Origin of the sequence: Streptomyces sp. NPDC101181, from assembly GCF_044767975.1 — a bacterium.
Lineage (GTDB): Bacteria > Actinomycetota > Actinomycetes > Streptomycetales > Streptomycetaceae > Streptomyces.
In genome coordinates this window covers 1-24,451 of record NZ_JBIWOX010000026.1, presented here as the reverse complement: position 1 = coordinate 24,451, position 24,451 = coordinate 1, and the positions used below count along the sequence as shown (strand labels likewise).

General features: G+C 72.3%; 16 protein-coding genes. 8 read left to right on the top strand and 8 right to left on the bottom strand.

What is annotated here, in order from left to right:
* Positions 1 to 152: 152 nt before the first annotated feature.
* The 3 genes from ACIRRU_RS28180 (at position 153) to ACIRRU_RS28170 (ending at position 4,890) form a co-directional block, all read left to right on the top strand.
* Positions 153 to 1,130, top strand: a complete 978-nt coding sequence (locus tag ACIRRU_RS28180) for an SMI1/KNR4 family protein (RefSeq protein ID WP_403685132.1) — start codon at positions 153 to 155, stop codon at positions 1,128 to 1,130.
* Positions 1,131 to 1,135: 5 nt separating this feature from the next.
* Entirely contained in the window at positions 1,136 to 3,676 is a 2,541-nt protein-coding gene (locus ACIRRU_RS28175) for an SUKH-4 family immunity protein (RefSeq protein WP_403685131.1), read from the top strand.
* Between the two features lie 227 nt (positions 3,677 to 3,903).
* The gene (locus tag ACIRRU_RS28170) at positions 3,904 to 4,890 is read left to right on the top strand and encodes a cellulose-binding protein (RefSeq protein WP_403685129.1); all 987 of its coding nucleotides are present in this window, start codon (positions 3,904 to 3,906) and stop codon (positions 4,888 to 4,890) included.
* 138 nt (positions 4,891 to 5,028) lie between these two features.
* On the opposite strand, the gene ACIRRU_RS28165 is transcribed toward ACIRRU_RS28170, so the two are convergent.
* Complete coding sequence (locus ACIRRU_RS28165; RefSeq protein WP_363201242.1) at positions 5,029 to 5,418, bottom strand: VOC family protein; 390 nt, start codon at positions 5,416 to 5,418, stop codon at positions 5,029 to 5,031.
* A 400-nt stretch (positions 5,419 to 5,818) separates the two neighbouring features.
* Between ACIRRU_RS28165 and ACIRRU_RS28160 the strand changes: the two genes are divergently transcribed.
* On the top strand, positions 5,819 to 6,970 hold the full coding sequence (locus tag ACIRRU_RS28160) for a cytochrome P450 (protein WP_363201243.1): 1,152 nt from the start codon (positions 5,819 to 5,821) through the stop codon (positions 6,968 to 6,970).
* A 155-nt stretch (positions 6,971 to 7,125) separates the two neighbouring features.
* On the opposite strand, the gene ACIRRU_RS28155 is transcribed toward ACIRRU_RS28160, so the two are convergent.
* From ACIRRU_RS28155 to ACIRRU_RS28130, 6 genes are all read right to left on the bottom strand, one after another.
* The gene (locus ACIRRU_RS28155) at positions 7,126 to 8,391 is read right to left on the bottom strand and encodes a cytochrome P450 (protein ID WP_403685127.1); all 1,266 of its coding nucleotides are present in this window, start codon (positions 8,389 to 8,391) and stop codon (positions 7,126 to 7,128) included.
* Entirely contained in the window at positions 8,388 to 9,002 is a 615-nt protein-coding gene (locus ACIRRU_RS28150) for an ATP/GTP-binding protein (protein ID WP_363201245.1), read from the bottom strand. Before ACIRRU_RS28150 ends, ACIRRU_RS28155 begins: the two co-directional genes overlap by 4 nt.
* The gene (locus tag ACIRRU_RS28145) at positions 8,983 to 9,339 is read right to left on the bottom strand and encodes a DUF742 domain-containing protein (protein ID WP_363201246.1); all 357 of its coding nucleotides are present in this window, start codon (positions 9,337 to 9,339) and stop codon (positions 8,983 to 8,985) included. The genes ACIRRU_RS28150 and ACIRRU_RS28145 overlap by 20 nt, the downstream gene beginning before the upstream one ends.
* Positions 9,336 to 9,752 carry a roadblock/LC7 domain-containing protein gene (locus ACIRRU_RS28140; RefSeq protein WP_363201247.1) on the bottom strand — a complete coding sequence of 139 codons (417 nt, stop codon included), beginning with the start codon at positions 9,750 to 9,752 and terminating at the stop codon, positions 9,336 to 9,338. The genes ACIRRU_RS28145 and ACIRRU_RS28140 overlap by 4 nt, the downstream gene beginning before the upstream one ends.
* A 147-nt stretch (positions 9,753 to 9,899) precedes the next feature.
* A complete protein-coding gene (locus ACIRRU_RS28135) occupies positions 9,900 to 11,969 on the bottom strand; it encodes an ATP-binding protein (RefSeq protein WP_403685178.1) in 2,070 nt (689 codons plus the stop codon).
* A gap of 538 nt (positions 11,970 to 12,507) precedes the next feature.
* On the bottom strand, positions 12,508 to 12,720 hold the full coding sequence (locus tag ACIRRU_RS28130) for a DUF397 domain-containing protein (RefSeq protein WP_403685125.1): 213 nt from the start codon (positions 12,718 to 12,720) through the stop codon (positions 12,508 to 12,510).
* A gap of 992 nt (positions 12,721 to 13,712) precedes the next feature.
* Here ACIRRU_RS28130 and ACIRRU_RS28125 point away from each other — a divergent pair.
* The gene (locus ACIRRU_RS28125) at positions 13,713 to 14,381 is read left to right on the top strand and encodes a DUF4232 domain-containing protein (RefSeq protein ID WP_403685124.1); all 669 of its coding nucleotides are present in this window, start codon (positions 13,713 to 13,715) and stop codon (positions 14,379 to 14,381) included.
* A 230-nt stretch (positions 14,382 to 14,611) separates the two neighbouring features.
* Here the strand turns inward: ACIRRU_RS28125 and ACIRRU_RS28120 are convergent, their stop codons facing one another.
* A complete protein-coding gene (locus tag ACIRRU_RS28120; RefSeq protein WP_403685123.1) occupies positions 14,612 to 16,096 on the bottom strand; it encodes an MFS transporter in 1,485 nt (494 codons plus the stop codon).
* Between the two features lie 801 nt (positions 16,097 to 16,897).
* On the opposite strand from ACIRRU_RS28120, the gene ACIRRU_RS28115 reads away from it, so the two are divergent.
* The 3 genes from ACIRRU_RS28115 to mfd all read left to right on the top strand — a co-directional run bounded on the left by ACIRRU_RS28115 (position 16,898) and on the right by mfd (position 24,338).
* Positions 16,898 to 17,686: an ABC transporter ATP-binding protein gene (locus ACIRRU_RS28115; RefSeq protein WP_403685122.1), complete on the top strand. Its 789-nt coding sequence runs from the start codon at positions 16,898 to 16,900 to the stop codon at positions 17,684 to 17,686.
* On the top strand, positions 17,683 to 20,268 hold the full coding sequence (locus ACIRRU_RS28110) for an ABC transporter permease (RefSeq protein ID WP_403685120.1): 2,586 nt from the start codon (positions 17,683 to 17,685) through the stop codon (positions 20,266 to 20,268). The genes ACIRRU_RS28115 and ACIRRU_RS28110 overlap by 4 nt, the downstream gene beginning before the upstream one ends.
* Before the next feature lie 536 nt (positions 20,269 to 20,804).
* Entirely contained in the window at positions 20,805 to 24,338 is a 3,534-nt protein-coding gene (gene mfd, locus ACIRRU_RS28105) for a transcription-repair coupling factor (RefSeq protein ID WP_403685119.1), read from the top strand.
* Positions 24,339 to 24,451 lie beyond the last annotated feature (113 nt).

Genomic DNA, 24,451 nt, shown 5'->3' with positions numbered 1-24,451 from the left:
AAACGTGCCTGCGTGTCGCCCGAACGTGCGAGAATGTCGCCTCACCGTCACGCGCCTGTGACCGTTCGTGAGGGAACCGGCGGGGCGGGAACCCCTGTTGCCCCACCGCTTAGGCTGTGCGGAACACCAGTACGCAGCAGGGGGCGACAGCCATGACGACAGGTCGGCTCGGGCAGCAGGCCCCGCCACCGAACGCGGCCTATGCCGGGCAGGTCGTGCACTTCCCGGATCCGGTGCGGGCGTCCCGCCATCCCGGAGGTGTGCGGATGGACGCGGACGGTCATCCGGTGCTCTCGCCGTACGCGCGGGCCGCCGCGGAGATCGCGGATCCGCCGGAGGGCTTCGGCGTCGACGAACTGCGCCTCACCGACTACGTGTCGGCGAACGCGGCGATGGCGGCGGCCGGTCATGAACTGTGGGACACGATCGCCCCGGTAGCGACTCCGCACGGCTGGACCTGGCACCACGTGGCGGGTGGCCGGCGGATGGAGCTGGTGCCGGTCGAGGTGAAGGCGCTGTTGCGGCATCACGCTGGTCTGGCGGGGACTTCGGTGGACCTGGACCGGCGGGGCACCCGGCCGTTGCAGGAGACCCGTCCGGCGCACTTCCGGCTGCCGAAGGGCGCGGTCGCGGTGAGCGAGCAGCAGATCCAGGGCGTCGAGGAGGATCTCGGGTACCGGCTGCCGGGCGCGTACCGCTCGTTCCTGAAGGCGGCCGGTGGTTCGGCGCCGGTGGGTGTGGCGCTGGACGCGGAGCTGGGGCTGCTGGTGGACCAGCCGTTCTTCACGGTGCGCGACGAGGCCGCGGTGAACGATCTGGTGTACGTGAACAAGTGTCTGCGCGATCACTTCACCAAGGACTTCCTGGGTGTCGCGTTCGTGCAGGGCGGGCTGCTCGCGGTGAAGGTACGCGGCGAGAGCCCGGGTTCGGTGTGGTTCTGCCCGATCGACGATGCCCGTGACCAGGACGGCTGGAGCGTTCAGGAGCGTTCGGAGCGGCTGCTGTTGTCGTGCGGTGCGGACTTCGACGCGTTCCTCCAGCGGCTGGCGGGCAGTCCGCCGGAGCTGGAGACGGTGGCGAACCTGATGGTGGACGGCGGCTTCGCGCGGGCCGTCCCGGTGGAGGGGTGAGCGCGGTGGTGACTTTCGCGCAGGCGCAGGAGCGGGCGGACGAGTGGGTCAACGGTGACGTGCCCGCGTACCAGCACCGTGAGGTCCGGGTCCGTGAGTTCGACCTGGGTTTCGTGGTGTGGGCCGAGGACCGGGCGGAGGGCCCGGTCTCGGACGGGGGCCGTCAGCGGCTGGTGATCGCCCGGGACAGCGGCGAGGCGACGTTGTGGCCGGGGTTGCCGGTGGGTGAGGTGATCCGGCGGTACGAGGAGGAGTACGGGGCCCCGGCGGGTGTGCCGGACCCCGCTCCGGAGCCTCCGCAGCGGGTGGACCTGAACCAGACGTCGTTCCTGTTGACGCCGCCGGAGTGGCTCCAGGAGGCGGCGGACAAGCTGGGGATTCCGGATCACCGGGCGGAGCGGCGGACCGCGGAGGCGGAAGCGGGTGCGGAGGCGGAAGCGGGTACGGAGGCCGAAGCGGGCACGGGAGCGGCTGGCCCCGCCTCGCCCGGCTCCCTCGCCGCTTCCCCGTCCTCCCCCTCACCCTCCGGTTCCTCCTCTTCCTCGTACTCCCCTTCGTCCTCCTCCGCGGACCCGTCCTCCGTGCCCGCCCGCGCGGTGCCCGCAGAGGGGACCCCGTGGGCGGGTACGGATACGAACTCCGACTCCGACGACGGGGCCGTACCGCTGCCCGCGACCGTGTTCGCACCGCCGCTGTCGGGGGCGGACGACGAGGAGAACCCGCCGCCGGTGGTCCCGGCGGAGGCGCCCACCGCGCTGATGTCCGGGGGCAGCCAGCTGCCGCGTACTCAGGTGGCCCCGGCCCTCGGGTCCGAGCGGGACGCTCAGGGCGACGGCGGCGCGAGTGACATCGCGGACGCGACGACCAGCAAGGCCGCGGTGCCGCCGCGCGGTGCGCGCGGGGCCGAGCCGTCAACTCCGCCCCCGCCCCCGCCCCCGCCCGGGGTGCCCGGGGTGCCGCCGGGTGCGACGCCGCCGTCCGGTCCGGGTGCGCCCGGGGCTCCGGCGGGCGGGTACATCCCGACGCAGCTCGTCTCCCAGCTCGGCCCGCCCGCGCCCGGGGCCACCCCGCCGCCCGGTGCGCCGCAGCCTCCTGGCCCTCCGGGTCCGCCCGGTGCCCCGGGCGCCACGCCGCCTCCCGGCCCTCCCGGTCCGCCTCCACCGCCGGGCTCGACGCCGCCTCCTCCTGGTCCGCCTCCGGGCGGCGGGGTGCACCACGCCGCGACGATGCTCGCCGACGGGAGCAGCATCGGCGCGGGTGTCCCGGCTCCTCCCGGTCCGCCCGGAGCCCCGGGCGTGCCTCAGCCCCCCGGCCCTCCCGGTGCCCCCGGCGCACCGCAGCCGCCTGGTCCGGCCGGTCCTCCGGGGCCTCCCGGTCCGCCGCCGGGTGCGACGCCTCCGCCCAGGGGCGGCGTGCACCACGCGGAGACGATGTTCGCCTCGCCCGCGCAGGTGGGTCCGCCGGGCCCGCCCGGTCCGCCCGGGGCCCCCGGCCCCGTACCGCGGCCGCAGGCACCGGGGCAGCACACCCCGCCGCCCCCGGCGTACGGCTATCCGCAGCAGCCCACCGGTCAGCCGACCGTGGGCCCCGGCTACCAGGCCGTGCTGCGGTTCCGCGCTCCCGACGGCAGCGAGCAGCAGCTGATCCGCCGCTCCGCGCCGGGCACCCCGCACCCCGAGTGGCAGATGCTGCACGAGCTGCGGGCGATGAACGTCCCGCCGCAGCAGGTCATCGAGCTCCACACGGAGCTGGAGTCCTGTGAGCTGCCGGGCGGGTACTGCGCCCGGATGATCCGCGAGACCTGGCCGCAGGTGCGGATCACCAGCGTCGCCCCGTACGGGACCGATCACGCGAGCCGCCAGCAGGGCATGCGGCATCTGCTCACCCACCAGGGCGAGCTGCACCAGGTGGCGGACGGCCCGGCGCGGCCCGCCCCGGTGCGGGCGCCGCTGCCGCAGATGCCGCCCGCGCCCGTGCTGCCGCCGGAGGCGGTGGCCGAGGAGCTGATGCAGGCGTTCGGGCCGCACGGGATTCTCCGGTTCGACCAGCGCGCGGTGTCCCGTCAGGGGGTGCCGGAGATCGTCGCCCGTACGTTGGTGTGGGCGGGGCTGCCCGCTGATTTCGGGCCGTTCTTCTGGGCGCAGCCGGGACAGCCGGTGGTGCCGACGCTGGGTGAGCTGGCAGCCCAGCGGGGGATTCAGGCCGCACCGGACGCGGGGTCGTACCTGGTGATGGGCACGGACTTCGGCAAGGCGCTCTGTGTCCAGTACGGGACGGCGAACATCGTGGCCGTGCCGGTGGAGGCCGGGCCCGGCGGGCAGTCGGTGCCGCCGCAGTTCGTGAACACGGGGCTGCCGGAGTTCGTGCGGTCGATGGCGTTGCTGGGCCGGATGTGGCGGCTGCGGTTCGGGCTGAACCCGGAGCAGGCGGGGCGCTGGACGGTGGACTTCCAGGCGCAGTTGGTGGCGTTGGACCCGGCGGCGCTGGCGTCCCCGGAGAACTGGTGGTCGGTGCTGCTGGAGCAGATGTGGGACGGCCTGATCTGAGCCGCGCGCCGCAGCGCCGCCGACGGTGACGAGGTGCCCGGACCCCGGGAGGGTCCGGGCACCTCGTGTCGTGCCGCACCCGAAGGGGCAGACACCCAGGGGCCGGTTGTGTGATGCCGGTCGCTTCCGTCCGGAAAGCGCCTGATCGATTCCGACTTCCGGCATCAATTGCCGCATCCTTGGCGTGTCGGTGAGGCGCATCGGTGAGTCGGAGAGGGGTTGCGGGGATGAGTGCTGGACCGGTGTCCGCGTACGACACCGTCGGCGTGCGGGGGCGGGGCTACCGCCCGGAACAGGTGGACCGTGCGACGGCCGCCCTGATCGCCGAGCGGGACACCGCGCAGGCCGAGGTCTCCCGGCTGACGGCCCGGGCGGAGGAACTGACCGCCGAGGCCGCCCGGCTGGCGGAGACCGTGGCGGCGCTGCCCGAGCCGGACTACGCGGAGCTGGGCGAGCGGGTCCTCCAGATCCTGGCTCTCGCGGAGAGCGAGGCCGAGGAGCTGCACGAGGCGGCGGTGGCGGCGGGCCAGGCGGTGCGGGACGAGGCCGAGGCGGCGGGCCGGGCGGCCGGGGACGCGGCCCGGGAAGCCGCGGACGTGGTCCGCGAGGCGGCCTCCCGGGCGGCCGGGGAACGGGTCGCGGAGGCGGCCCGGGAAGCGGAGAAGGTGCTTGCGGCCGCCCGGAAGGACGCCGAGGAGGCGCGGGCCGCCGCCGACGCCGCGATGGGCGAGACACGGCGGCGTACGACGGGCGTGCTCGCCCACCAGGACCAGGAGCACGCCGAGCGCCGCAAGGCCGCGGAGGCGGAGACCGCCGCGGCCGATGCGGAGTCGGCGGCACGCCACGCGCAGCTGACCGAGCGGGCGGAGACGCTGCTCGCGGAGGCAAGCCGCGATCTGGCTGCCGCGCAGGAGACGGCCCGGCACGGCCAGGAGGACGCGGACGCGCGGGCCGCCGAACTCCTCGCGGAGGCCCGGCTCCGGGAGGAGCGGATCGTCCGGGAGACGGAGCGGGTGCTGCGGGAGCACGAGGAGGGCCGCGAGGAGGCCCAGGCGCACATGGCGCACGTACGCAGCTCCCTGGCGGCACTCACGGGGCGGGTGTCACCCGGGGCGGCGGAAACGGCCACGGCTGCGGAGGCGGCGGAAACGGTCACGGAGACGGAGACGGCGGACGGGGCGAAGGTGGAGACGGCGGACGGGGCGGGGGCGTAGGGCCTGCCCCCGCCCCCGGCTGCCGCCTCCGACCGCCGCCCCCGGCTGTCGCCCCCGGCTGTCGCCCCCGGCTGTCGCCCCCGGCTGTCGCCTCCGACCGCCGTCCCGGCTGGCCCGGACCTCCGTCCCGGCTGTCGGCTACGCGCTGTGGACGATCTGGATCAGGTTGCCGCAGGTGTCGTCGAGCACGGCGGTGGTGACCGGGCCCATGGCGACGGGCTCCTGGGTGAACCGCACGCCGAGCGCGCTCAGCCGGTCGTACTCCGCCGCCACGTCGTCCACGGCGAAGGAGGCGGCGGGGATGTTGTCCGCGACCAGAGCGCTCGTGTACGGCTTCACGGCCGGGTGCTTGGCAGGCTCCAGCAGGAGTTCGGTGCCCTCGGGCTGCTCGGGCGAGACCACGGTCAGCCAGCGGTCCTCGCCGCCGATCGGGACGTCGTGCTTCTTCTCGAAGCCGAGCACGTCCGTGTAGAAGCGCAGGGCCTTCTCCTGGTCGTCGACGAAGACGCTGGTCAGATGGATTCTCATGAGGTGCTCCTGATCGTGTGGAGGCTTGGTGGTCCCCACTCTCTACACGATGGTGGCGCGGTCCCGGCGGACCGGCCTGCCCGCACGCGTCATCGGGTTCTCCCCGGTGCCGGGCCCGGCGCGGAGACCCGGGCGTCTCATTCCGCTTGCCCCGCTTTTCGCTGACGCCTGATCACCGGAACGGTGCTTCTGGCTTGTGGCGTAAGGACGTTCGCCGTGGGCGATGACGGGGTGTTAGTGACCGGTGGCTCTTGCATATGTCCGCCGGTGCGAGCTGAATTGAGTCGTGCACCTCGCAGTCCCCCCCCGTTCTTCCTGCAAGGGAGTGGTTATGACGGTCCGAGCACCGGACATCTTGTCACCGGAGTTCGAGAGTGACCCGTATGGGGCGTATCGCCGCATGCGGGATGACGAGCCTCTCATCTGGCATGAAGCCACCAAGAGTTACATCGTCTCGCGCTATGAGGACGTCGAGCGGGTCTTCAAGGATAAAAAAGGCGAATTCAGTACGGAAAACTACGACTGGCAGATCGAGCCCGTGCACGGGCGGACGATCCTCCAGCTCAGCGGACGGGAGCACGCCGTGCGCCGGGCGCTGGTGGCTCCCGCCTTCCGGGGCAGCGACCTCCGGGACAAGTTCCTGCCGGTCATCGAGCGCAATTCGCGCGAGCTGATCGACCGGTTCCGGGCCACCGGGTCCGTCGATCTGGTCACCGACTACGCCAGCCGGTTCCCGGTCAACGTCATCGCGGACATGCTGGGGCTGGACAAGTCCGACTACGACCGGTTCCACGGCTGGTACACGGCGGTCATCGCCTTCCTCGGCAACCTCTCCGGCGACCAGGACGTGGTGCGTGCGGGGGAGCGTACGCGGGTCGAGTTCGCCGAGTACATGCTGCCGGTCATCCGTGAGCGCCGCGAGTCGCCGGGGGACGACCTGCTGTCGGTCCTGTGCACGGCCGAGGTCGACGGTGTGCGGATGAGCGACGAGGACATCAAGGCGTTCTGCAGTCTGCTGCTGGCGGCCGGAGGCGAGACCACCGACAAGGCCATCGCGGCCATCTTCGTCAACCTGCTCCAGAACCCTGAGCAGTTGGCGGCCGTCCGGGCCGACCGCGAGCTGATACCCCGGGCGTTCGCCGAGACCCTGCGCTACACGCCGCCGGTCCACATGATCATGCGGCAGTCGACCACCGAGGTCGCCCTGAGCGGCGGCGCGATACCGGCGGGAGCCACGGTCACCTGTCTCATCGGCGCGGCCAACCGCGACGACAAGCGGTACCGGGACGCCGACTCCTTCGACATCTTCCGTGAGGACCTGGCCGCCACGAACGCCTTCTCGGCGGCGGCCGATCATCTGGCCTTCGCGCTGGGCCGCCACTTCTGCGTCGGCGCCCTGCTGGCCAAGGCGGAGGTCGAGATCGGGGTCGGCCAGTTGCTGGACGCCATGCCGGACGTCCGGCTGGCCGACGGCTTCGACCCGGTCGAGCGCGGCGTCTTCACCCGGGGCCCGCAGAGCCTGCCGGTCCGGTTCACCCCGGTCTCCGGCTGACGGCTGTCGGTGGACGCCTGCCGACTGACGCCTGGCGGCTCCCCGGTAGATGCGTGGGCGGCGGGAACCCGTGCTCCCGCCGCCCACGCTTCTTCTGCCCCGCCCTGCCCTGCCCCGCCTGTCTTGCCCTGCCCTGCCTCTGTCTCCGCCCGCTCCTACTGCGCCACCGGACTGAAGACGACCGGCAGTTCGGACAGCCCGCGCATCCAGATGGAGGGGCGCCAGCGCAGTTCCGCCGGGTCCACCGCGAGCATCAGGTCCGGCAGCCGCTCCAGCAGCGTCTCCACCGCCGTACGGGCCATCACGTCCGCCAGCAGCGGCGCGGGGTAGGGGCAGCGGTGCTCGCCGCTGCTGAAGGACAGGTGCGCCGCGTTCTCGGCGCCGACGTAGGACTCCGGCCAGATCTCGGGGTCGGTGTTGGCCGCGGCGATCCCCAGGACCAGGCAGTCACCGGCCCGGATGTGCCGTCCGCCCAGCTGGATGTCCCGGACGGCCCAGCGGCCGATGAAGTTCTGCGTCGGGGTGTCCAGCCACAGCACCTCGTTGAGCGCCTCGCCGACGCTGAGCCTGCCGCCGGAGACGTTCAGCGCGAACCGCTCGTCCGTCAGCAGCAGCCTGAGCGTGTTGCAGATCCAGTTGGCCGTGGGCTGCTGGGCGGCGGCGATCACCGAGATGAGGTCCTGGACGATCTGCTCGTCCGTCAGGCCCTCCGGGTGGGTCACCAGACGGGAGGTGACGTCGTGGCCCGGAGCGGCGCGCCGCTCCTGGACGAGCCGCCGCAGCCGGTCGCCCACCCGCCCGTACGCGGCCACCGGGTCCTCGCCCTCGTTCGCGTCGAGGGAGATGCGCAGGTCGTCGACGAGCCGCTGGGTGTCCTCACCCGTGATGGGCATACCGCACAGCTGGACCACGGCCCGCATCGGCAGCGCGTGGACGAACTGGCTCATCAGCTCGGTGCGGCCGCTCCCGGCGAAGGCCGTGATGAGCTTGTCGGCGATGGACCGGCAGTCGCGGGCCAGCTCGAACTGGTCCACGGCCTCCAGCGCCTCGGTGATCACCCCGGCCCTGCGCCGGTGCTCGTCGCCCTCGGTGAAGAGCACCGACGGCTGATACCCGACGTAGGGGAGCAGCGGCCAGTCGGCCGGGATGTTCTCCCACTGGTTCCAGCGGCGCGAGTCGCGGGCGAACAGCTCGTCGTGCTCGGTGACGTAGGACAGCTCCGCGTAGCCGAGCACCAGCCAGGCGGGGATGTCCCCGTCCAGGAGCACGGGGGCGACCGCGCCGTGCTCCGACCGCAGCGAGCGGTACAGCTCGGTGGGCGTCTGCTGGTAGGAGGTGCCCGACAGCCTGACCGCGCCCCGGCCGGCCGGGCAGCCGGGGGCGGTGGTGGAACCGAAGGCGGGGCTGGAGGTGCTGCTCATGCGGTCGCCTCCCGGGCGATGGCCATGGTGCGCAGGTGGTCGACAAGGGTGATCAGCACGTTCTTGCTGGACGTCCGCACCCGCGCGTCGCAGTCGACCATGGGGACGTGGCTGGGCAGGGCCAGGGCCTGACGGATCTCGTCGAGGGAGTACGTGGTGTCGTGGTCGAACCGGTTGACCGCGACCACGAACGGCGTTCCGTGGTGCTCCAGCCGGTCGATCGCGTACCAGGAGTCGTCCATCCGGCGGGTGTCCACCAGGACCACGGCCCCCAGGGTGCCGGAGAACAGCCGGTCCCACAGGAACCAGAACCGCTTCTGGCCGGGGGCGCCGAAGAGGTAGAGCACCATGCGCTCGTTGAGGCTGATGCGGCCGAAGTCGAACGCCACCGTGGTGGTCGTCTTCCCGTCGACCCCGCTGGTCTCGTCGACCCCGACGCCCGCCTGCGTCATGACCTCCTCGGTGTTCAGCGGGCGGATCTCGCTCACCGAGTGGACGAGCGTGGTCTTGCCGACGCCGAACCCTCCGACGATGACTATCTTCAGACCGGTCTCGGCCGCGTCGGGCAGCGGCGTCCGCCGGGTGGGCAGCTCAGAGCCTACGGAGTCCATCGAGCACCTCCATCAGCAGCTCGGAGTCGGGCAGCGCGGCGGCGGAGGCCGCGGCGCGGGGGTGGCGGGCGGTGATACGGCCCGCGGTGTGCAGGTCGTCGAGGAGGATGCGCACCACGGTGACGGGCAGGGAGAGCTCCGCGGCGACCTCGACGACGGCTGTCGGGTGCTTGCACAGTTCGAGGATGCGGACGTGCTCCGACTGCATGCCCGTGGTGGGCCGGGACTCGGCGACGATGAGTGTCACCAGGTCGAAGGAGTCCTCGGCCCGGCTGCGTCCGCCGGTGACCGTGTAGAGCCGGTCGGGGGAGCCGGTGTCGACGGGGCGCAGCGTCATGACCGGCCTCCCGGTGCCCCGCCGCGTGGTGCGGCGCGCAGATGGTCGCCGATCTGGTCGACCATCTGCGTCATCTGGTGGCCCACCACGCTCGGGTCGGCCTCCTCCGAGGCGACCACGGCCAGGTGGGCGCCCTCCCCGGCCTCCACGATGAAGAGCAGACCGCCGTGGAACTCGGTCATGGAGTGCCTCACGCCCCCGGTGCTGTCCCCGAACTCGATGGACGCCCCCTGGGCCAGGGCCTGCATGCCCGAGCAGATGGCGGCCAGCTGGTCGGCCTGGTCCAGGGTGAGGTGTTCGGTCCAGCAGAGTTTCAGCCCGTCCCGGGAGAGGGCCAGGGCGTGCCGTGTGCCGGGGGTCTGCTCCAGCAGCCTCTGCAGGAGCCAGGTGAGGCTGGTGTCGGTGGTCTGCATGTGGTGTGACGGACCGTGCGGGCCGGAAGGCCGGCTGTCGGCCCGTACCTCCAATCTCGGAAGGTTCGAGCGGGGGTGCCCGGTGCGGGGGCACCGGGCGTGGCTGGTACGAGGGGGCGCACCGGGCTACGAGGGGGGCGTGCCGGGCTACGGGGTGCCGGGCGGCGGCGGGGCGGCCGGGCCCGGCGGGCCCGAGGGGTCCACCTGGGGTTCGATGCCGCGCCGGAAGGCCCCGAACTGCTGGGCCGCGCTGCGCGGCGGGGTCGTCCGGGGGGTGCCGCCGCCGGTGGGGGGCGGACTCGCCGGGGCCCGGTGGCGGCCGCGCTCCCGCTCCCGCTCGGCCTCTCCCATGGTCCGGCCGGGGGTGCGGACGGGGAGGCCGTTGGGGGTCGACGGGGCGGTGCTCCGGGTCGGCAGAACCGTCGGCTCCGGTACGGCCGGGCCCTGCGGCGGCACGGCGGTGGCCTGCTCCGGGAAGGCCGGGGCCTGCTCGGGGAGGACCGGGGTCTGCTGAGGGAGGACCGGGGTCTGCTCGGGGGAGACGGGGCGGGGAGCCTGCCGTCCGTACTCCGTCTCCCGTCCGTACTCCGCCTCCCGCAGCCGCTCCGCGTCCCGGCCGTGCTCCGGGGCGGGGTCCGGCGACAGGTGCGCGGCCGGTGCGGGGTCGGCGGCGGGGGCGGGAGACGCCAGGGGCACGGGGGTGAGGTCCGGGGGCGTGGTGGGTGCGGGCAGGGACGGGACGGACGTACCGCTGGGGGGCGTCACCGTGGTGGCGGGCGGGAGCGTGGCCGACGGCGGAGCCGGTGCCGGTGCCGCGGAGGTGGCGGGCACGCCCTCGGGGGCCGGAAGGCCGGGCGCCTGCTGCGGGTCGCGGTTCTGCTGCGCGATCAGATGCCGGGGCAGCAGGACCACCACACCGGTCCCGCCCCGCGAGGACGGGCGGTAGTTGACGCTGATCTGGTGCTTGAGCGCGAGCTGGCCCACCACGGACAGGCCGAGCCGGGTGCCCTGGAGGGAGGCGAGGTCGGTGAGCCGACCGGAGACGGAGTCCGCCGCCCGGCGCATGGCGGCGTCGGCCATCTTCAGACCGCTGTCCTCGATGGTGACGACGATGCCGGTGCCGCGTTCCTCGACGTAGACGTGCACTTCGTCGATGGGGGGCGAGAAGTTGGCAGCGTTGTCCATCAGTTCGGCGAGGAGGTGCATGACGCTCTCGGCGGCGAAGCCGGAGATGGCCGCGGTGGACGAGCAGTGCAGCCGCACCCGCTGATAGGCGGCGATACGTCCGACCGCGCCGCGCAGGATGCTCTCCATGACGATCGGCCGGTTCCAGGCGCGGCTGGGCCGCCCGCCCATCAGCAGGGCCAGCCGGTCGGTCATCAGGCCGAGCTGCGAGGTGCTGTGGTCCAGTTTCAGCAGGTCACCGAAGACTTCCTCGCCGTGACGTTCCTGCATGGTGCGCAGATCGGCGAGCATGCTCACGGCCTTCGCCTGGACCCGGCTGAGGGCCTTGGCCGAGGCGGTCTGGGCGGCCAGGGCGCGACGCTCGCTCAGGGCCAGCTCCCGGACCACCGATTCGGCCGACGCCCGCAGGAGCGGGTGGTCGGGCAGCGCGGTCTCGGCCCGTACGGAGGCGCCGGTCTCGCCCGCGCGGAGCCGGGTGGTCACCGAAGGCAGCGTCTCCCGGGTGAACCGTTCCACTTCTACGCTCATCGCCTCCAACTCCTCGCGGAGCCGGGAGATCTCGCTCCCCAGCTCCTCGTGGAGCTTGGCGTTGTCCGCCTGGAGGGACGCGGCCTGCTGGCCCTGTTCCTCGATGGTGGCCGCGGCGATGTGCAGCAGCTTCCGATGGCGCGGACTGCGCGGCGGGGGGACCTGTTCGAGGGCCGCGGCGGTGTTCCAGCCGCCGCGCACCAGCCGGACCACGCCGGGCAGCGCCACGTCGGACGTGTGCGCCGCGTCCGCTTCGAGCGCCGCCGTCGACGCCTTGAGCCGGTCGGCCTCGACGGTCCGTTCCGTGGCCGTGCGCTGCGCCCGCAGAACCAGTCTGTGGGCGATCGCGAGTGTCGCGCTCAGGATCACCACGGCGGTGACGACGACGGTCACGGCCCAGCCGCGTGCGCCCTGGGGCGCCAGCACGACGGCCGCGATCCCGGCCGCGGCGCTCAGCGCCAGCAGGGCCCAGGCCGGGGCCGTCACGGCCTTCGGAGCCTTCATCGGTCGCCGCTGGGTGGCAGGTTCGGGTGTGGGCATTGATGCGGGTCCCTCAGTTCATGCCGAGCAGAAGGTGTGGGGCCGCCCCCGGAGGCCCGGACCGCGTGGGCGGGCGACAAGGGGAGGTGAGGCGGGAGAAGCCCCTGCCCGGCAGGCAGCGACCTCATCGTAGCCATCCTGGGGCACCGGGTGATCTGCTGAGCGGCATAGTCCGGTGGCAGTACAAGATTGTCGTGAACTATGCACTGCCGTGAGCTCGTTGTGTTGTGAGTGGTAGGTCCTGTGGAGAAAGCTGAAATCCGAGGCAACGCGTGCTCCGGCGGGGCGGGTGGCGCGAGCGGTACGGGGACGGGCCGTCCGGCAGCGCGGTGGAAAGCGCGAATTGTGCGCGGCACCGACGCGAACAAGGGGCCTCTTTTCGGTCAATATTGAGAGATATTCCGCCCGGTGCGGGACGGTCGGAATTGACTCGTGTAAGAGGAGTACCCCCGCGCTCGGACGGCCTCGCCGGATGAGGGGCGAGACCACCGGTGGCACGGCCTCAGCCGGTGACGGTTCTGCCGAGGAAGGCGGTCCAGGCCGGTGCGGTGAAAAGCGGCGCGGGCCCGTGGGGGTTCCTGCTGTCGTGGGGGGTCCCGCTGTCTCGGACGGAGACGACGCCGGGGAATCCGTCCGCCGACTGAACGCGGACGCCGCCCGCCTGATCGCTGCCGTGCCAGGCGCCGGTCGGGTCGGGACGGGACGCTCGCTGCACGGTAATCGACCTCCAGCGCGGATCGGATCAGGTCGAGCGACAGCGGCGGGGGCGGTGCCGGTGCTCTGAGGTGATGGTAGGCCAGAGCGAACCGCTCGATCTCGACCGGTTCCTCGGTCAACCGGCCATGATGCGCACCTTCTGACCAGGCCCAGCGCCGGGCTGAACAGTTCCAGTGCCGGGCTGACCAGCTCCGGCGCCGGGTTCGCTCCGGTCGCGCGCTCCACCCGGTCGATCCGACTGCCGACCACCTGGGGCAGGAAGCCGTCGTCGGTCCGGGTGAGACCGGCCGCCCCGCGGAACGTGCGCACACGGGAGCCGAACAGGGCGGCCAGGGAGGGCTGCGGATCCATCGCTTGGGTCACGGCGTCCGTTCCGTTCCTTACGGCGTGAGAGGTAAGGCGCTGTCACCTTCCGAGGCTAGGACGCCCGGACGACTCGTGAGTACGGAACGTCACGGAACCCGCACGTGTGGGTGACGTGAGGGGAGTCGAGCGATGCGACGAACCACCATGAAGAGGGGGAAAACGACGGCGAAGGGCGGTGAACAGGGGAGGGCCCGTACCGCCCTACGCGGATTCGGGCTGACCGCCCACGGGTTCGGCTCGATGCTGCGCCGCTTCCCCTCCACGCCCCGGTGCGCGGGCTGTTCCTGGCGGAGTGCCTGGTGGCGCGGTGAGGTTGGGAGCGGCGGGGTCGGGAACCGCGCAACCCGATCGGCAAGACGGTCTGGGTGGAGGCGCAGGCTGAGGTGGCGGCTGAGGTGGCGGCGGAACCGCCCGAGGGGCTGGAGCTCGGAGCTTCATTCGCCGCGTCGTCCGGAAAGGGGTGAGGGAATGATTGAGGAAGGAATGGACGAGGCGGTCGGCAAGCGGTTTCGGGAACGGGGGTGAGGGCAGGCGCGGTTGGACCGTAGAAGGGTCTGGCCACCCGACACCGCCGCGCAGGGGGAACGGACGGCGAGGCTCCCATGGAATTCGAGGAGCGTATTCATGCGAACGAAGAGGATGGCCGTCACCGCCGTAGCCGTCGTCGCGGGACTTTCCCTTTCCGCGTGCGGGGGCGACGACGGCACGACCAATACCGACAACGTCTCGAAGTCCTCCTCCACCCCTGCCGGGGAGCAGACGGAATCCGCCCCCGCCGACCAGCAGGAGAACGACTCCACCGGGACCGGGTCGCAGGAGGAAGCGCCTGAACAGGGCACGTCGGGCCAGGATTCCGCAGCCGGGGCGAAGCCGGAGAGGTGCCACACGGACGACCTCACGCTCACGGCGAGCGACGCGACCATCGGTGACGACCCCACGAAAGTCGTCGCCGTCAAGCTGCTGAACAAGTCCGATCGGGAATGTTCCATCAAGGGATTCGCCGGGGTGAACCTGTTGACCAGCGAAGGGGCGATCCCCGCGACCCGCAGGGACCAGAAAGACGACGGAACGACGCTGAAGAGCGGTGAGCCCACCTATTTCGGCATCTTCTACAAGGCGAATGAATCCGGCGGTTCCGGCGTCAAGATCAAGGGCCTCGTGGTGACGCCTCCGGACGAGAAGAAGTCCGTGACGCTCAAGTGGCCGGGTGAGGCCTCGCTCCCCGTCACCGACAGCCCCGAACCCACGGTGGAGATCGGGCCGATGGGCAGCGTCGGCCAGGGCGCCGGCTGACCCGACGCGGACCGGGCGGGCCCCGCCCCCTCGGCGGGCCGCTACCCACCCCCCTTGCGGGGCACCACCCTTGGGTCCCGCCCTCTGCGGGGCGCCACCCTTGAGCGCTTCTCGCTGCGGGGCACCACCCATGGCCGGTGGTGCCCCGCGTGACCGTTGGTGGACCGGTCCCGGCAGCGGACGTCCGAGGGGCGGACGTCCCCGGGGCAGGCGTCTCAGGGGCAGGCGTCTCAGGCGGCGGTGGTGTCCCGCCGACCTTCCTCCGGCGCCTCGGTGATGACCGGGAAGCGGCGTGGGGCGAGGGTGATCAGGGCCAGCAGCGCCAGGGCGGCCGCTCCGGCCGCGCCCACGTAGACGTAGTCGACCGCCGTGTCGACCGCCCGCCGCAGGTGGTCCGTCGCCGCCTCCGACAGGGCCCCCGGATGCTCCAGGGCGCGGGCGACCGCGTCCAGGTCGTCGGGGAGCCCGGGGTCCGGGGCGTCGAGCAGGCGGGCGGCGAGGACACCGTTGGCGACGGCCCCGAAGAGCGCCGCGCCGAGGCTCTGGCCGACCTGGCGGCAGAAGAGCACCGACGCCGTCGTCGTACCGCGCTCCGACCAGCCGACCGTCGACTGCACGCCCACGATCAGCGGCAGCTGGAACAGCCCGAGGGCCGCCCCCAGGAGCAGCATGATCAGCGCGGGCTGCCAGGGTTCGCCGGGATAGGGGAGCAGCGGGAAGGCCAGCAGGATCAGCAGGGCGGCGCTCATGCCGACGATCGCGGTCAGGCGGAAGCCGATGCGGTTGTAGACCCGGTCGGAGAGGGCGGCCGAGACGGGCCAGCTCAGGGTCATCACCGAGAGGACGAACCCGGCGGCGATCGGGCCGAGGCCGAGCACGGACTGCGCGTACGTCGGGAGGAAGACGGTCGGCGCGACCATCAGCAGCCCCATCGCGCCGAGGGCCAGGTTGACCGAGGCGATGGTGCGCCGCCGCCAGACCCAGCCCGGGATGATCGGTTCGGCGGCCCGCCGCTCGATCAGGACGGTCAGCGCGCCGAGCACCCCGCTCGCCGCGAACAGGCTGAGCGAGGGCCCGGAGAGCCAGGGCCAGGCGACACCGCCCTGGACGAGCGCGGTGAGCAGCAGGGAGCCCGTCGCGAAGACACCGAGCGCGCCCGCCAAGTCGATACGGGGGCGGGTGGCGGGGCGGGGCCGGGCGGGCTCGTGGAGGTGGCGGACGACCAGGAAGAGGGCGATCGCGCCGACCGGGAGATTGATCAGGAAGATCCACCGCCAGTCCGCGTATCCGGCGAGCAGTCCGCCCACCACCGGGCCCGCGACGGCGGAGGTTGCCCAGACCGTGGACAGCTTGGCCTGGATACGGGGCCGCTCCTTGAGCGGGTAGAGGTCGGCCGCGATGGTCTGGACGGTCCCCTGGAGCGCGCCGCCGCCGAGCCCTTGGACGATGCGGAACGCGATCAGCGCGGCCATGTTCCACGCGGCGGCGCAGAGCAGCGAGCCGACCAGGAACAGGACGATCCCGGCGATCAGGACCGGCTTGCGGCCGAAGGTGTCGGAGAGCTTCCCGTAGAGGGGGAGTGTGACGGTGACGGCGAGCAGATAGCCGGAGAAGAGCCAGGAGAAGACGGCGAAGCCACCGAGGTCCCCGACGATCTGAGGGACGGCGGTGGACACGATCGTGCCGTCGATCGCCGCCAGGGCCATGCCGAGCATCAGCGCCGCGACGACGGGCCGACGGCCCCGGGGGGTGGCGAGGGCGGCGGGGACGCCCGGTTCGCCTTCCCTGTGCGCGCCTGCCGCGCCTGCCGAGCCGTGAGCGCCTGCCGCGCTTGCCGCGCTTGCCGAGCCGTGAGCGCCTGCCGAGACTGCCGCGCCATGCGCGCCCGCCGCACCGTGCACGTCGGCGCCTTCATGCGCTCCGTGCACGTCGTTCGTTCCGTGTGCACCGCGTTCGCCGTCCGAGCCGCTCACCGGATTTCCTTCCCTATGCACGTATCTCCCGGGGCACTGTCTCATTCGCGCGCCCGGAAAGGGGAGGGGGTCCAGAGAGCGAGAGAGGAGAAGGGAAGGGGCGACGACAGGAGAAGGGAGAGATGACAAGGGGAGAAGGGAGAGGAAGAGGGAAGGGGAAGGCGGGCGAGGGGGCGGACGTAGCGGGTCCGGTTCGGCGGGCGCGGGGCGGAGGCTGTGGCTCCGGTCGGTTGGCGTCCGTGAGGCTCGAAGGATGCCCCTGACCTCCTCTCCACGGGGAGGGCGACGCCCCTTAGGGGGCACCCCCTGACCGTGGCCAGGGAGCCTTCCTCCCGGCGGAGGACGTGCCAGGTGGGGCCGTCTCCTTAACCTTTCCTTACGCCGCGGCGCTACGCCGGACTTGCGGCGGACCACAGGGGGACGGGTGGGGAAAACCCCACCTCAAGACTGCGCTGGGCACCATCGCGCCGGACCCCGTCCTGAAGCCAGACTCGAATCCGTACCCAGCGACGTCCCTTCATCGAGTGACATAGGAGATTTACCGTGACAACGGCTGTGACCATCCCCAGGCACGGGGGTACTGGAGGGCGTACGGCCGTCGCGGCGCGAGCGCGGCAGATCGTCAAGGCGTACGGCACCGGGGAGACCCGGGTCGTCGCGCTCGACACGGTGGATGTCGACATCGCCCGTGGGCAGTTCACGGCGATCATGGGCCCGTCCGGCTCCGGGAAGTCGACCCTGATGCACTGCCTGGCCGGGCTCGACACGGTGACCTCGGGCGAGATCTTCCTCGACGAGACCGAGATCACCGGACTTAAGGACAAGAAGCTCACCCAACTCCGGCGCGACCGGATCGGGTTCATCTTCCAGGCGTTCAACCTGCTCCCGACGCTCAACGCGATCGAGAACATCACGCTGCCGATGGACATCGCGGGCCGCAAGCCCGACGCCGCCTGGCTCCAGCAGGTCGTGGAGACCGTCGGGCTCTCCGATCGCCTCAAGCACCGTCCCACCCAGCTCTCCGGCGGTCAGCAGCAGCGCGTCGCGGTGGCCAGGGCGCTCGCCGCCAAGCCGGAGATCATCTTCGGTGACGAGCCCACCGGAAATCTGGACTCCCGGGCGGGGTCGGAAGTCCTCTCCTTCCTCCGCAAGTCGGTGGACGAGCTGGGCCAGACCATCGTGATGGTCACCCACGACCCGGTGGCCGCCTCCTACGCGGACCGGGTGCTCTACCTCGCCGACGGCATCATCGTCGACGAGATGCACAACCCGACCGCCGACCAGGTCCTCGACCGCATGAAGCACTTCGACGCGCGCGGGCGGACGTCATGACCGTCTGGAAGACCTCACTGCGCAACTTCCTCGCGCACAAGGGCCGGATGGCCCTCTCCGCCGTGGCGGTGCTGCTGTCCGTGGCGTTCGTCTGCGGCACGCTCGTGTTCACCGACACGATGAACACCACCTTCGACAAGCTCTTCACCATCTCCTCGCCCGACGTCACCGTCAGCCCGAAGGGCGCGGCCGACGACGGCGAGCAGCCCGCCGACGGCAAGCCCGCCGCGCTGCCGGCCTCCGTGGTCCAGCAGGTCGGCAAGGCCGACGGGGTGAAGCGGGCCGAGGGCTCCGCCTTCTCCATGGCGGTCACCGTCGTCAACAGCGACAACAAGAACATGGGCTCCGACACCGGCGCCCCCACCATCGCGAGCAACTGGACCCGGAACGACCTGCGTTCGATGGAGATCACCGCGGGGCACGCACCCCGCGGTCCCACCGAGGTGATGGTCGACGCCGACACCGCGAAGAAGCACAAGCTCGCGATCGGCGACGAGCTGCGCACCATCGCCGCCACCGGTGACCTCACGGCGAAGATCAGCGGCATCGCGTCCTTCACGGTCACCAACCCGGGCGCGGCCATGGTCTATCTGGACACCGCCACCGCGCAGAAGCACCTGCTGGGTGCCTCCGGCGTCTTCACCCAGGTCCTGGTGACCGCCGAGAGCGGCGTCAGCGACGCCCAGCTCAAGAAGAACGTGGCCGCCGCCCTCGACGGCTCAGCCGCGTACAAGCTCCAGACCCAGCAGGAGGCCGCCGACGCCAACAAGGACGACATGGGCGCCTTCCTGGACGTCATGAAGTACGCGATGCTCGGCTTCGCCGGGATCGCCTTCCTCGTCGGCATCTTCCTCATCGTCAACACCTTCTCGATGCTGGTCGCCCAGCGGACCCGCGAGATCGGCCTGATGCGGGCCATCGGCTCCAGCCGTCAGCAGGTCAACCGCTCCGTCCTGCTGGAGGCCGTCCTCCTCGGCATCGTCGGTTCCGCCGTCGGAGTCGCCGCCGGGGTCGGGCTGGCGGTCGGCCTCATGAAGCTGATGGGCGCGGTGGGCATGGAGCTGTCCACCCGGGACCTCACCGTCGCCTGGACGACGCCCGTGACCGGCCTGGTGCTCGGCGTCGTCGTCACCGTCCTCGCCGCGTACGTCCCGGCCCGCCGGGCGGGGAAGGTCTCCCCGATGGCGGCCCTGCGCGACGCCGGGACCCCCGCCGACGGCCGCTCCGGCTGGGTCCGGGCCGGGACCGGCCTGGTCCTCACGGCGGGCGGCGGCGCGGCCCTGTGGGCGACCACCCAGGCCGACAAGGCCACCGAGGGCTCGATGTTCCTCGCCCTGGGCGTGCTGCTGACCCTGATCGGCTTCATCGTGATCGGCCCGTTGCTGGCCGGTGTGGTGGTGCGCGGGCTGAGCGTCGTCGTCCTGCGGCTCTTCGGCCCGGTCGGCCGCCTGGCCGAGCGCAACGCGCTGCGCAACCCCCGGCGTACGGGAGCGACCGGCGCGGCCCTGATGATCGGGCTCGCCCTGGTGGCCTGCCTGTCCGTCGTCGGGTCCTCCATGGTGGCCTCGGCCACCGAGGAGCTGGACCGGTCGGTCGGCGCGGACTTCATCATCCAGGACGGCACCACCGGGCGGCCCATCGTGCCGCAGGCCGCCGAGGCTGTGCGGGCCGTCCCCGGCCTGGAGCACATCACCGACTACGCCTTCGTCAAGGCGAAGATCACCGGCCCCGACGGAAAGACGGTCGACGAGGGGATCACCGCCACCGACCCCACATACCAGCAGGACCTCCGCCGGACCGTCCTCTCCGGCGACCTGGCGAAGGCGTACGGCAAGGACGCCGTCTCCATCGGCGACACCTACGCCGGCGAGCACGGGGTGAAGGTCGGCGACACCCTCACCGTCGCGTTCAGGGCGGGGGAGACGGCGAAGCTGAAGGTCGCGGCCGTCACCTCCGACGACACCAATATCGACCGCGGCGCGCTGTACGCCAACCTCACCACCGTCGCCTCCTACGTCCCCGCCGACCGGATGCCGCAGAACGAGGTGATGTTCGGCAAGGCGGAGGAGGGCAAGGAGAAGGAGGTGTACGCGGCTCTCCAGAGCGCGATCGCCGATTATCCGGTCTACAAGGTGCAGAACCAGACCGACTTCAAGGAGCAGCTGAAGGACCAGGTCGGCCAGCTGCTGAACATCGTGTACGGCCTGCTCGCCCTCGCGATCATCGTCGCGGTGCTCGGAGTGGTGAACACCCTCGCCCTGTCCGTGGTCGAGCGGACCCGGGAGATCGGCCTGATGCGTGCCATCGGCCTCTCGCGCCGCCAGCTGCGGCGGATGATCCGGCTGGAGTCCGTGGTCATCGCCCTCTTCGGAGCCCTGCTGGGGCTGGGCCTCGGCATGGGCTGGGGCACCGCGGCGCAGAAGCTGCTGGCGCTGGAGGGCCTGGAGGTCCTGGAGATTCCGTGGCCGACGATCCTCACGGTCTTCGCCTGCTCCGCCCTGGTCGGACTGTTCGCCGCGCTGGTCCCGGCCTTCCGGGCGGGCCGGATGAACGTCCTGAACGCGATCGCCACGGACGGGTGAGGCGGGTGCGGACGAGGAGAGGTCTGGGCGGGTGACCCGTGAGGGGGTCACCTTAGGATGACGGTCGGCCCCGGGACGTTCCTCCAACGTCCCGGGGCCGGGGTCGTTGCGGGGGGTTGTCGACGGAGGCCGTTGACGCGGGTTGTCGCGCGGGGGCGCCCGCGGGCGCGAGCACACGCCGGCGCACCCCCGGCAGCTCCCGCGCCCCCGGCAACACCCGCCCCCCCCGGGTAGCACCCGCCCCCCCCGGGTAGCACCCGCCCCCCCCGGGTAGCACCCGCCCCCCCCGGCAGCGCCCCCTCCCCCCCGGCAGCGCCCCCTCCCCCCTGGCAGCCCCCGCCCACCCCGCCCCGCAGCGCCGGGGCATCGGAGCCGGGCCCCCGGGTTGCGGGAGCGGCTGTCGGTCCCGGGCCGTACCCTGGAACCCCCGGCCCGTCCCACGTGTCGGGTCCTTCGCGTTGCCCCCTGGCAGCAGCCGGCTGCTGGAGGCGAGGCCAGAGTGAGCTGGCCCCGATCTGATCCCGGACGGAAACCCCATGAGTCTGCAAGGTCTGCTGGATGTCGTCGTTACGGACCCGGCGCTCGGCGAGGCGGTGAAGGCCGCCGGGGACGGGCACCGGACGCATGTGGACCTGGTGGGTCCGCCCGGCGCCCGGCCGTTCGCGGTGGCGGCGCTGGCCCGGCAGACCGGACGCACGGTGCTCGCCGTGACCGCGACGGGCCGGGAGGCCGAGGACCTGGCCGCGGCGCTGCGGACGCTGCTGCCGCCGGACACGGTCGCGGAGTTCCCGTCCTGGGAGACGCTGCCGCACGAGCGGCTCTCGCCCCGCTCGGACACGGTGGGCCGCCGCCTCGCCGTGCTGCGCAGGCTCGCTCACCCGCGCGAGGACGACCCGGAGACCGGCCCGGTCTCCGTCGTGGTCGCGCCGATCCGGTCGGTGCTCCAGCCGCAGGTCAAGGGGCTCGGCGAACTGGAGCCGGTGAGCCTGAGCAGCGGGCAGAGCGCGGACCTGGGGGAGGTGGTGGAAGCGCTGGCGGCCGCCGCGTACGCCCGGGTGGAACTGGTCGAGAAGCGCGGCGAGTTCGCCGTACGGGGCGGCATCCTGGACGTCTTCCCGCCGACCGAGGAGCACCCCCTTCGGGTGGAGTTCTGGGGCGACGACGTCGAGGAGATCCGGTACTTCAAGATCGCCGACCAGCGGTCCCTGGAGGTCGCCGCGCACGGGCTGTGGGCCCCGCCCTGCCGTGAGCTGCTGCTGACCGACGAGGTGCGGGAGCGGGCGGCGGCCCTCGCCGAGGCCCACCCGGAGCTGGGCGAACTGCTCGGGAAGATCGCGGAGGGCATCGCGGTCGAGGGCATGGAGTCCCTCGCCCCGGTGCTGGTCGACGCCATGGAGCTGCTGCTGGACGTGCTGCCGGAGGACGCGATGGCGATCGTCTGCGACCCGGAGCGGGTGCGGACACGGGCGGCCGACCTGGTCGCCACGAGCCAGGAGTTCCTCCAGGCGTCGTGGGCGGCGAGCGCGGGCGGCGGACAGGCCCCGATCGACGTGGGCGCGGCCTCGCTGTGGGGTCTCGGGGACGTCCGGGACCGGGCCCGGGAGCTGGGCATGATGTGGTGGACGCTCTCCCCCTTCGCGGCCGACGCCGCCGACCACGACGAGGACACCCTCCAGCTGTCCATGCACGCCCCGGAGGCGTACCGGGGCGACACCGCCCGCGCGCTGGCCGACACCAAGGGCTGGCTGGCCGACGGCTGGCGCACGGTGTACGTGACGGCGGGGCAGGGCCTCGCCTCCCGTACGGTCGAGGTGCTGGGCGGCGAGGGCATCGCGGCCCGTCTCGACCCGGACCTCACCGAGATCGCCCCCTCCCTCGTGCACGTCTCCTGTGGGGCGATCGACCAGGGCTTCGTCGCCCCGGCGCTGAAGCTGGCGGTGCTCACCGAGACCGACCTGACCGGGCAGCGCACCGCCACCAAGGACCTCGGCCGGATGCCGGCCCGCCGCCGGAAGACCATCGACCCGCTGACCCTGGAGGTCGGCGACTACATCGTCCACGAGCAGCACGGCGTCGGCCGGTACGTGGAGATGGTGCAGCGCACGGTCCAGGGCGCGACCCGCGAGTATCTGCTGGTCGAGTACGCCCCGGCCAAGCGCGGCCAGCCCGGCGACCGCCTCTACATCCCGACCGACCAGCTGGAGCAGGTCACCAAGTACGTCGGCGGCGAGGCCCCGACGCTGCACCGGCTCGGCGGCGCGGACTGGACGAAGACGAAGCAGCGGGCCAAGAAGGCGGTCAAGGAGATCGCCGCCGACCTGATCAAGCTGTACAGCGCCCGCATGGCGGCTCCCGGACACGCCTTCGGCGCGGACACCCCCTGGCAGCGCGAGCTGGAGGACGCCTTCCCGTACGCGGAGACGCCCGACCAGCTGTCCACGATCGCCGAGGTCAAGGAGGACATGGAGAAGACGGTCCCGATGGACCGGCTGATCTGCGGCGACGTCGGCTACGGCAAGACGGAGATCGCGGTCCGGGCGGCGTTCAAGGCGGTGCAGGACGGCAAGCAGGTGGCGGTCCTCGTTCCCACGACGCTGCTGGTCCAGCAGCACTACGGCACGTTCACCGAGCGCTACTCCCAGTTCCCGGTCAACGTCCGCGCGCTGAGCCGCTTCCAGTCGGAGACGGAGTCCAAGGCGACGCTCGAAGGTCTGAAGGACGGCGCGGTCGACCTGGTCATCGGCACGCACCGGCTGTTCTCGTCCGAGACGAAGTTCAAGGACCTCGGCCTCGTCATCGTCGACGAGGAGCAGCGGTTCGGCGTCGAGCACAAAGAACAGCTGAAGAAGCTCCGTGCCAACGTGGACGTGCTGACGATGTCCGCGACGCCCATCCCCCGTACGCTGGAGATGGCGGTCACCGGCATCCGCGAGATGTCCACGATCACCACCCCGCCGGAGGAGCGCCACCCGGTGCTGACCTTCGTCGGCCCGTACGAGGAGAAGCAGATTGGCGCGGCGGTCCGCCGCGAACTGCTGCGTGAGGGCCAGGTCTTCTACATCCACAACCGGGTCGAGTCCATCGACCGGGCGGCCGCCCGCCTGCGGGAGATCGTCCCCGAGGCGCGCATCGCCACCGCCCACGGCCAGATGTCCGAACAGGCCCTGGAACAGGTCGTGGTGGACTTCTGGGAGAAGAAGTTCGACGTCCTGGTCTCCACGACGATCGTCGAGTCCGGCATCGACATCTCCAACGCCAACACCCTGATCGTGGAGCGCGGCGACAACTTCGGCCTCTCCCAGCTCCACCAGCTGCGCGGCCGGGTGGGCCGGGGCCGTGACCGGGGCTACGCCTACTTCCTGTACCCGCCCGAGAAGCCCCTGACGGAGACGGCCCACGAACGCCTCGCCACGATCGCCCAGCACACGGAGATGGGCGCGGGCATGTACGTGGCGATGAAGGACCTGGAGATCCGCGGCGCGGGCAACCTGCTGGGCGGCGAGCAGTCCGGCCACATCGCGGGCGTCGGCTTCGACCTGTACGTCCGCATGGTCGGCGAGGCGGTGGCCGACTACCGGGCCCAGATGGAGGGCGGCGTCGAGGAGGAGCCCCCGCTGGAGGTCAAGATCGAGCTCCCGGTCGACGCGCACGTCCCGCACGACTACGCCCCCGGCGAGCGGCTGCGCCTCCAGGCGTACCGCGCGATCGCCTCGGCCACCTCGGAGGACGACATCCGCGCGGTCCGCGAGGAACTGACCGACCGCTACGGCCCGTTGCCCGAACCGGTGGAGAACCTCCTCCTGGTGGCGGGCCTGCGCATGCTGGCCCGCGCCTGCGGAGTCGGCGAGATCGTCCTCCAGGGCTCCAACATCCGCTTCGCCCCGGTGGAGTTGCGTGAGTCCCAGGAGCTGCGTCTGAAGCGCCTGCACCCCAAGACGGTCATCAAGCCGTCCGCCCACCAGATCCTGGTCCCGCGCCCGACGACCGGCAAGATCGGCGGCAAGCCGGTCATCGGCCGCGAACTGCTGGCGTGGACCGGCGAGTTCCTGACGACGATCCTGGGGTCGTAACACCTGCCGGGACGTGGACGTGGGGGGGGGGGGGGGCGGGCGGCGGGGGGGGGGGGGGCCCCGCCCCCCCCCCCCCCCCCCCCCCCCCCCCCCCCCCCCCCCCCCCCCCCCCC

What these genes read in the sequence shown, in the direction of transcription:
- mfd (WP_403685119.1), top strand. Translation starts at nt 20,805, where the DNA reads ATGAGTCTGCAAGGTCTGCTGGATGTCGTCGTTACGGACCCGGCGCTC.
- ACIRRU_RS28145 (WP_363201246.1), bottom strand. Translation starts at nt 9,339, where the DNA reads ATGACGCTGCGCCCCGTCGACACCGGCTCCCCCGACCGGCTCTACACG.
- ACIRRU_RS28140 (WP_363201247.1), bottom strand. Translation starts at nt 9,752, where the DNA reads ATGCAGACCACCGACACCAGCCTCACCTGGCTCCTGCAGAGGCTGCTG.
- ACIRRU_RS28180 (WP_403685132.1), top strand. Translation starts at nt 153, where the DNA reads ATGACGACAGGTCGGCTCGGGCAGCAGGCCCCGCCACCGAACGCGGCC.
- ACIRRU_RS28135 (WP_403685178.1), bottom strand. Translation starts at nt 11,969, where the DNA reads ATGAAGGCTCCGAAGGCCGTGACGGCCCCGGCCTGGGCCCTGCTGGCG.
- ACIRRU_RS28150 (WP_363201245.1), bottom strand. Translation starts at nt 9,002, where the DNA reads ATGGACTCCGTAGGCTCTGAGCTGCCCACCCGGCGGACGCCGCTGCCC.
- ACIRRU_RS28120 (WP_403685123.1), bottom strand. Translation starts at nt 16,096, where the DNA reads ATGCTCGGCATGGCCCTGGCGGCGATCGACGGCACGATCGTGTCCACC.
- ACIRRU_RS28110 (WP_403685120.1), top strand. Translation starts at nt 17,683, where the DNA reads ATGACCGTCTGGAAGACCTCACTGCGCAACTTCCTCGCGCACAAGGGC.
- ACIRRU_RS28170 (WP_403685129.1), top strand. Translation starts at nt 3,904, where the DNA reads ATGAGTGCTGGACCGGTGTCCGCGTACGACACCGTCGGCGTGCGGGGG.
- ACIRRU_RS28155 (WP_403685127.1), bottom strand. Translation starts at nt 8,391, where the DNA reads ATGAGCAGCACCTCCAGCCCCGCCTTCGGTTCCACCACCGCCCCCGGC.
- ACIRRU_RS28165 (WP_363201242.1), bottom strand. Translation starts at nt 5,418, where the DNA reads ATGAGAATCCATCTGACCAGCGTCTTCGTCGACGACCAGGAGAAGGCC.
- ACIRRU_RS28125 (WP_403685124.1), top strand. Translation starts at nt 13,713, where the DNA reads ATGCGAACGAAGAGGATGGCCGTCACCGCCGTAGCCGTCGTCGCGGGA.
- ACIRRU_RS28160 (WP_363201243.1), top strand. Translation starts at nt 5,819, where the DNA reads ATGCGGGATGACGAGCCTCTCATCTGGCATGAAGCCACCAAGAGTTAC.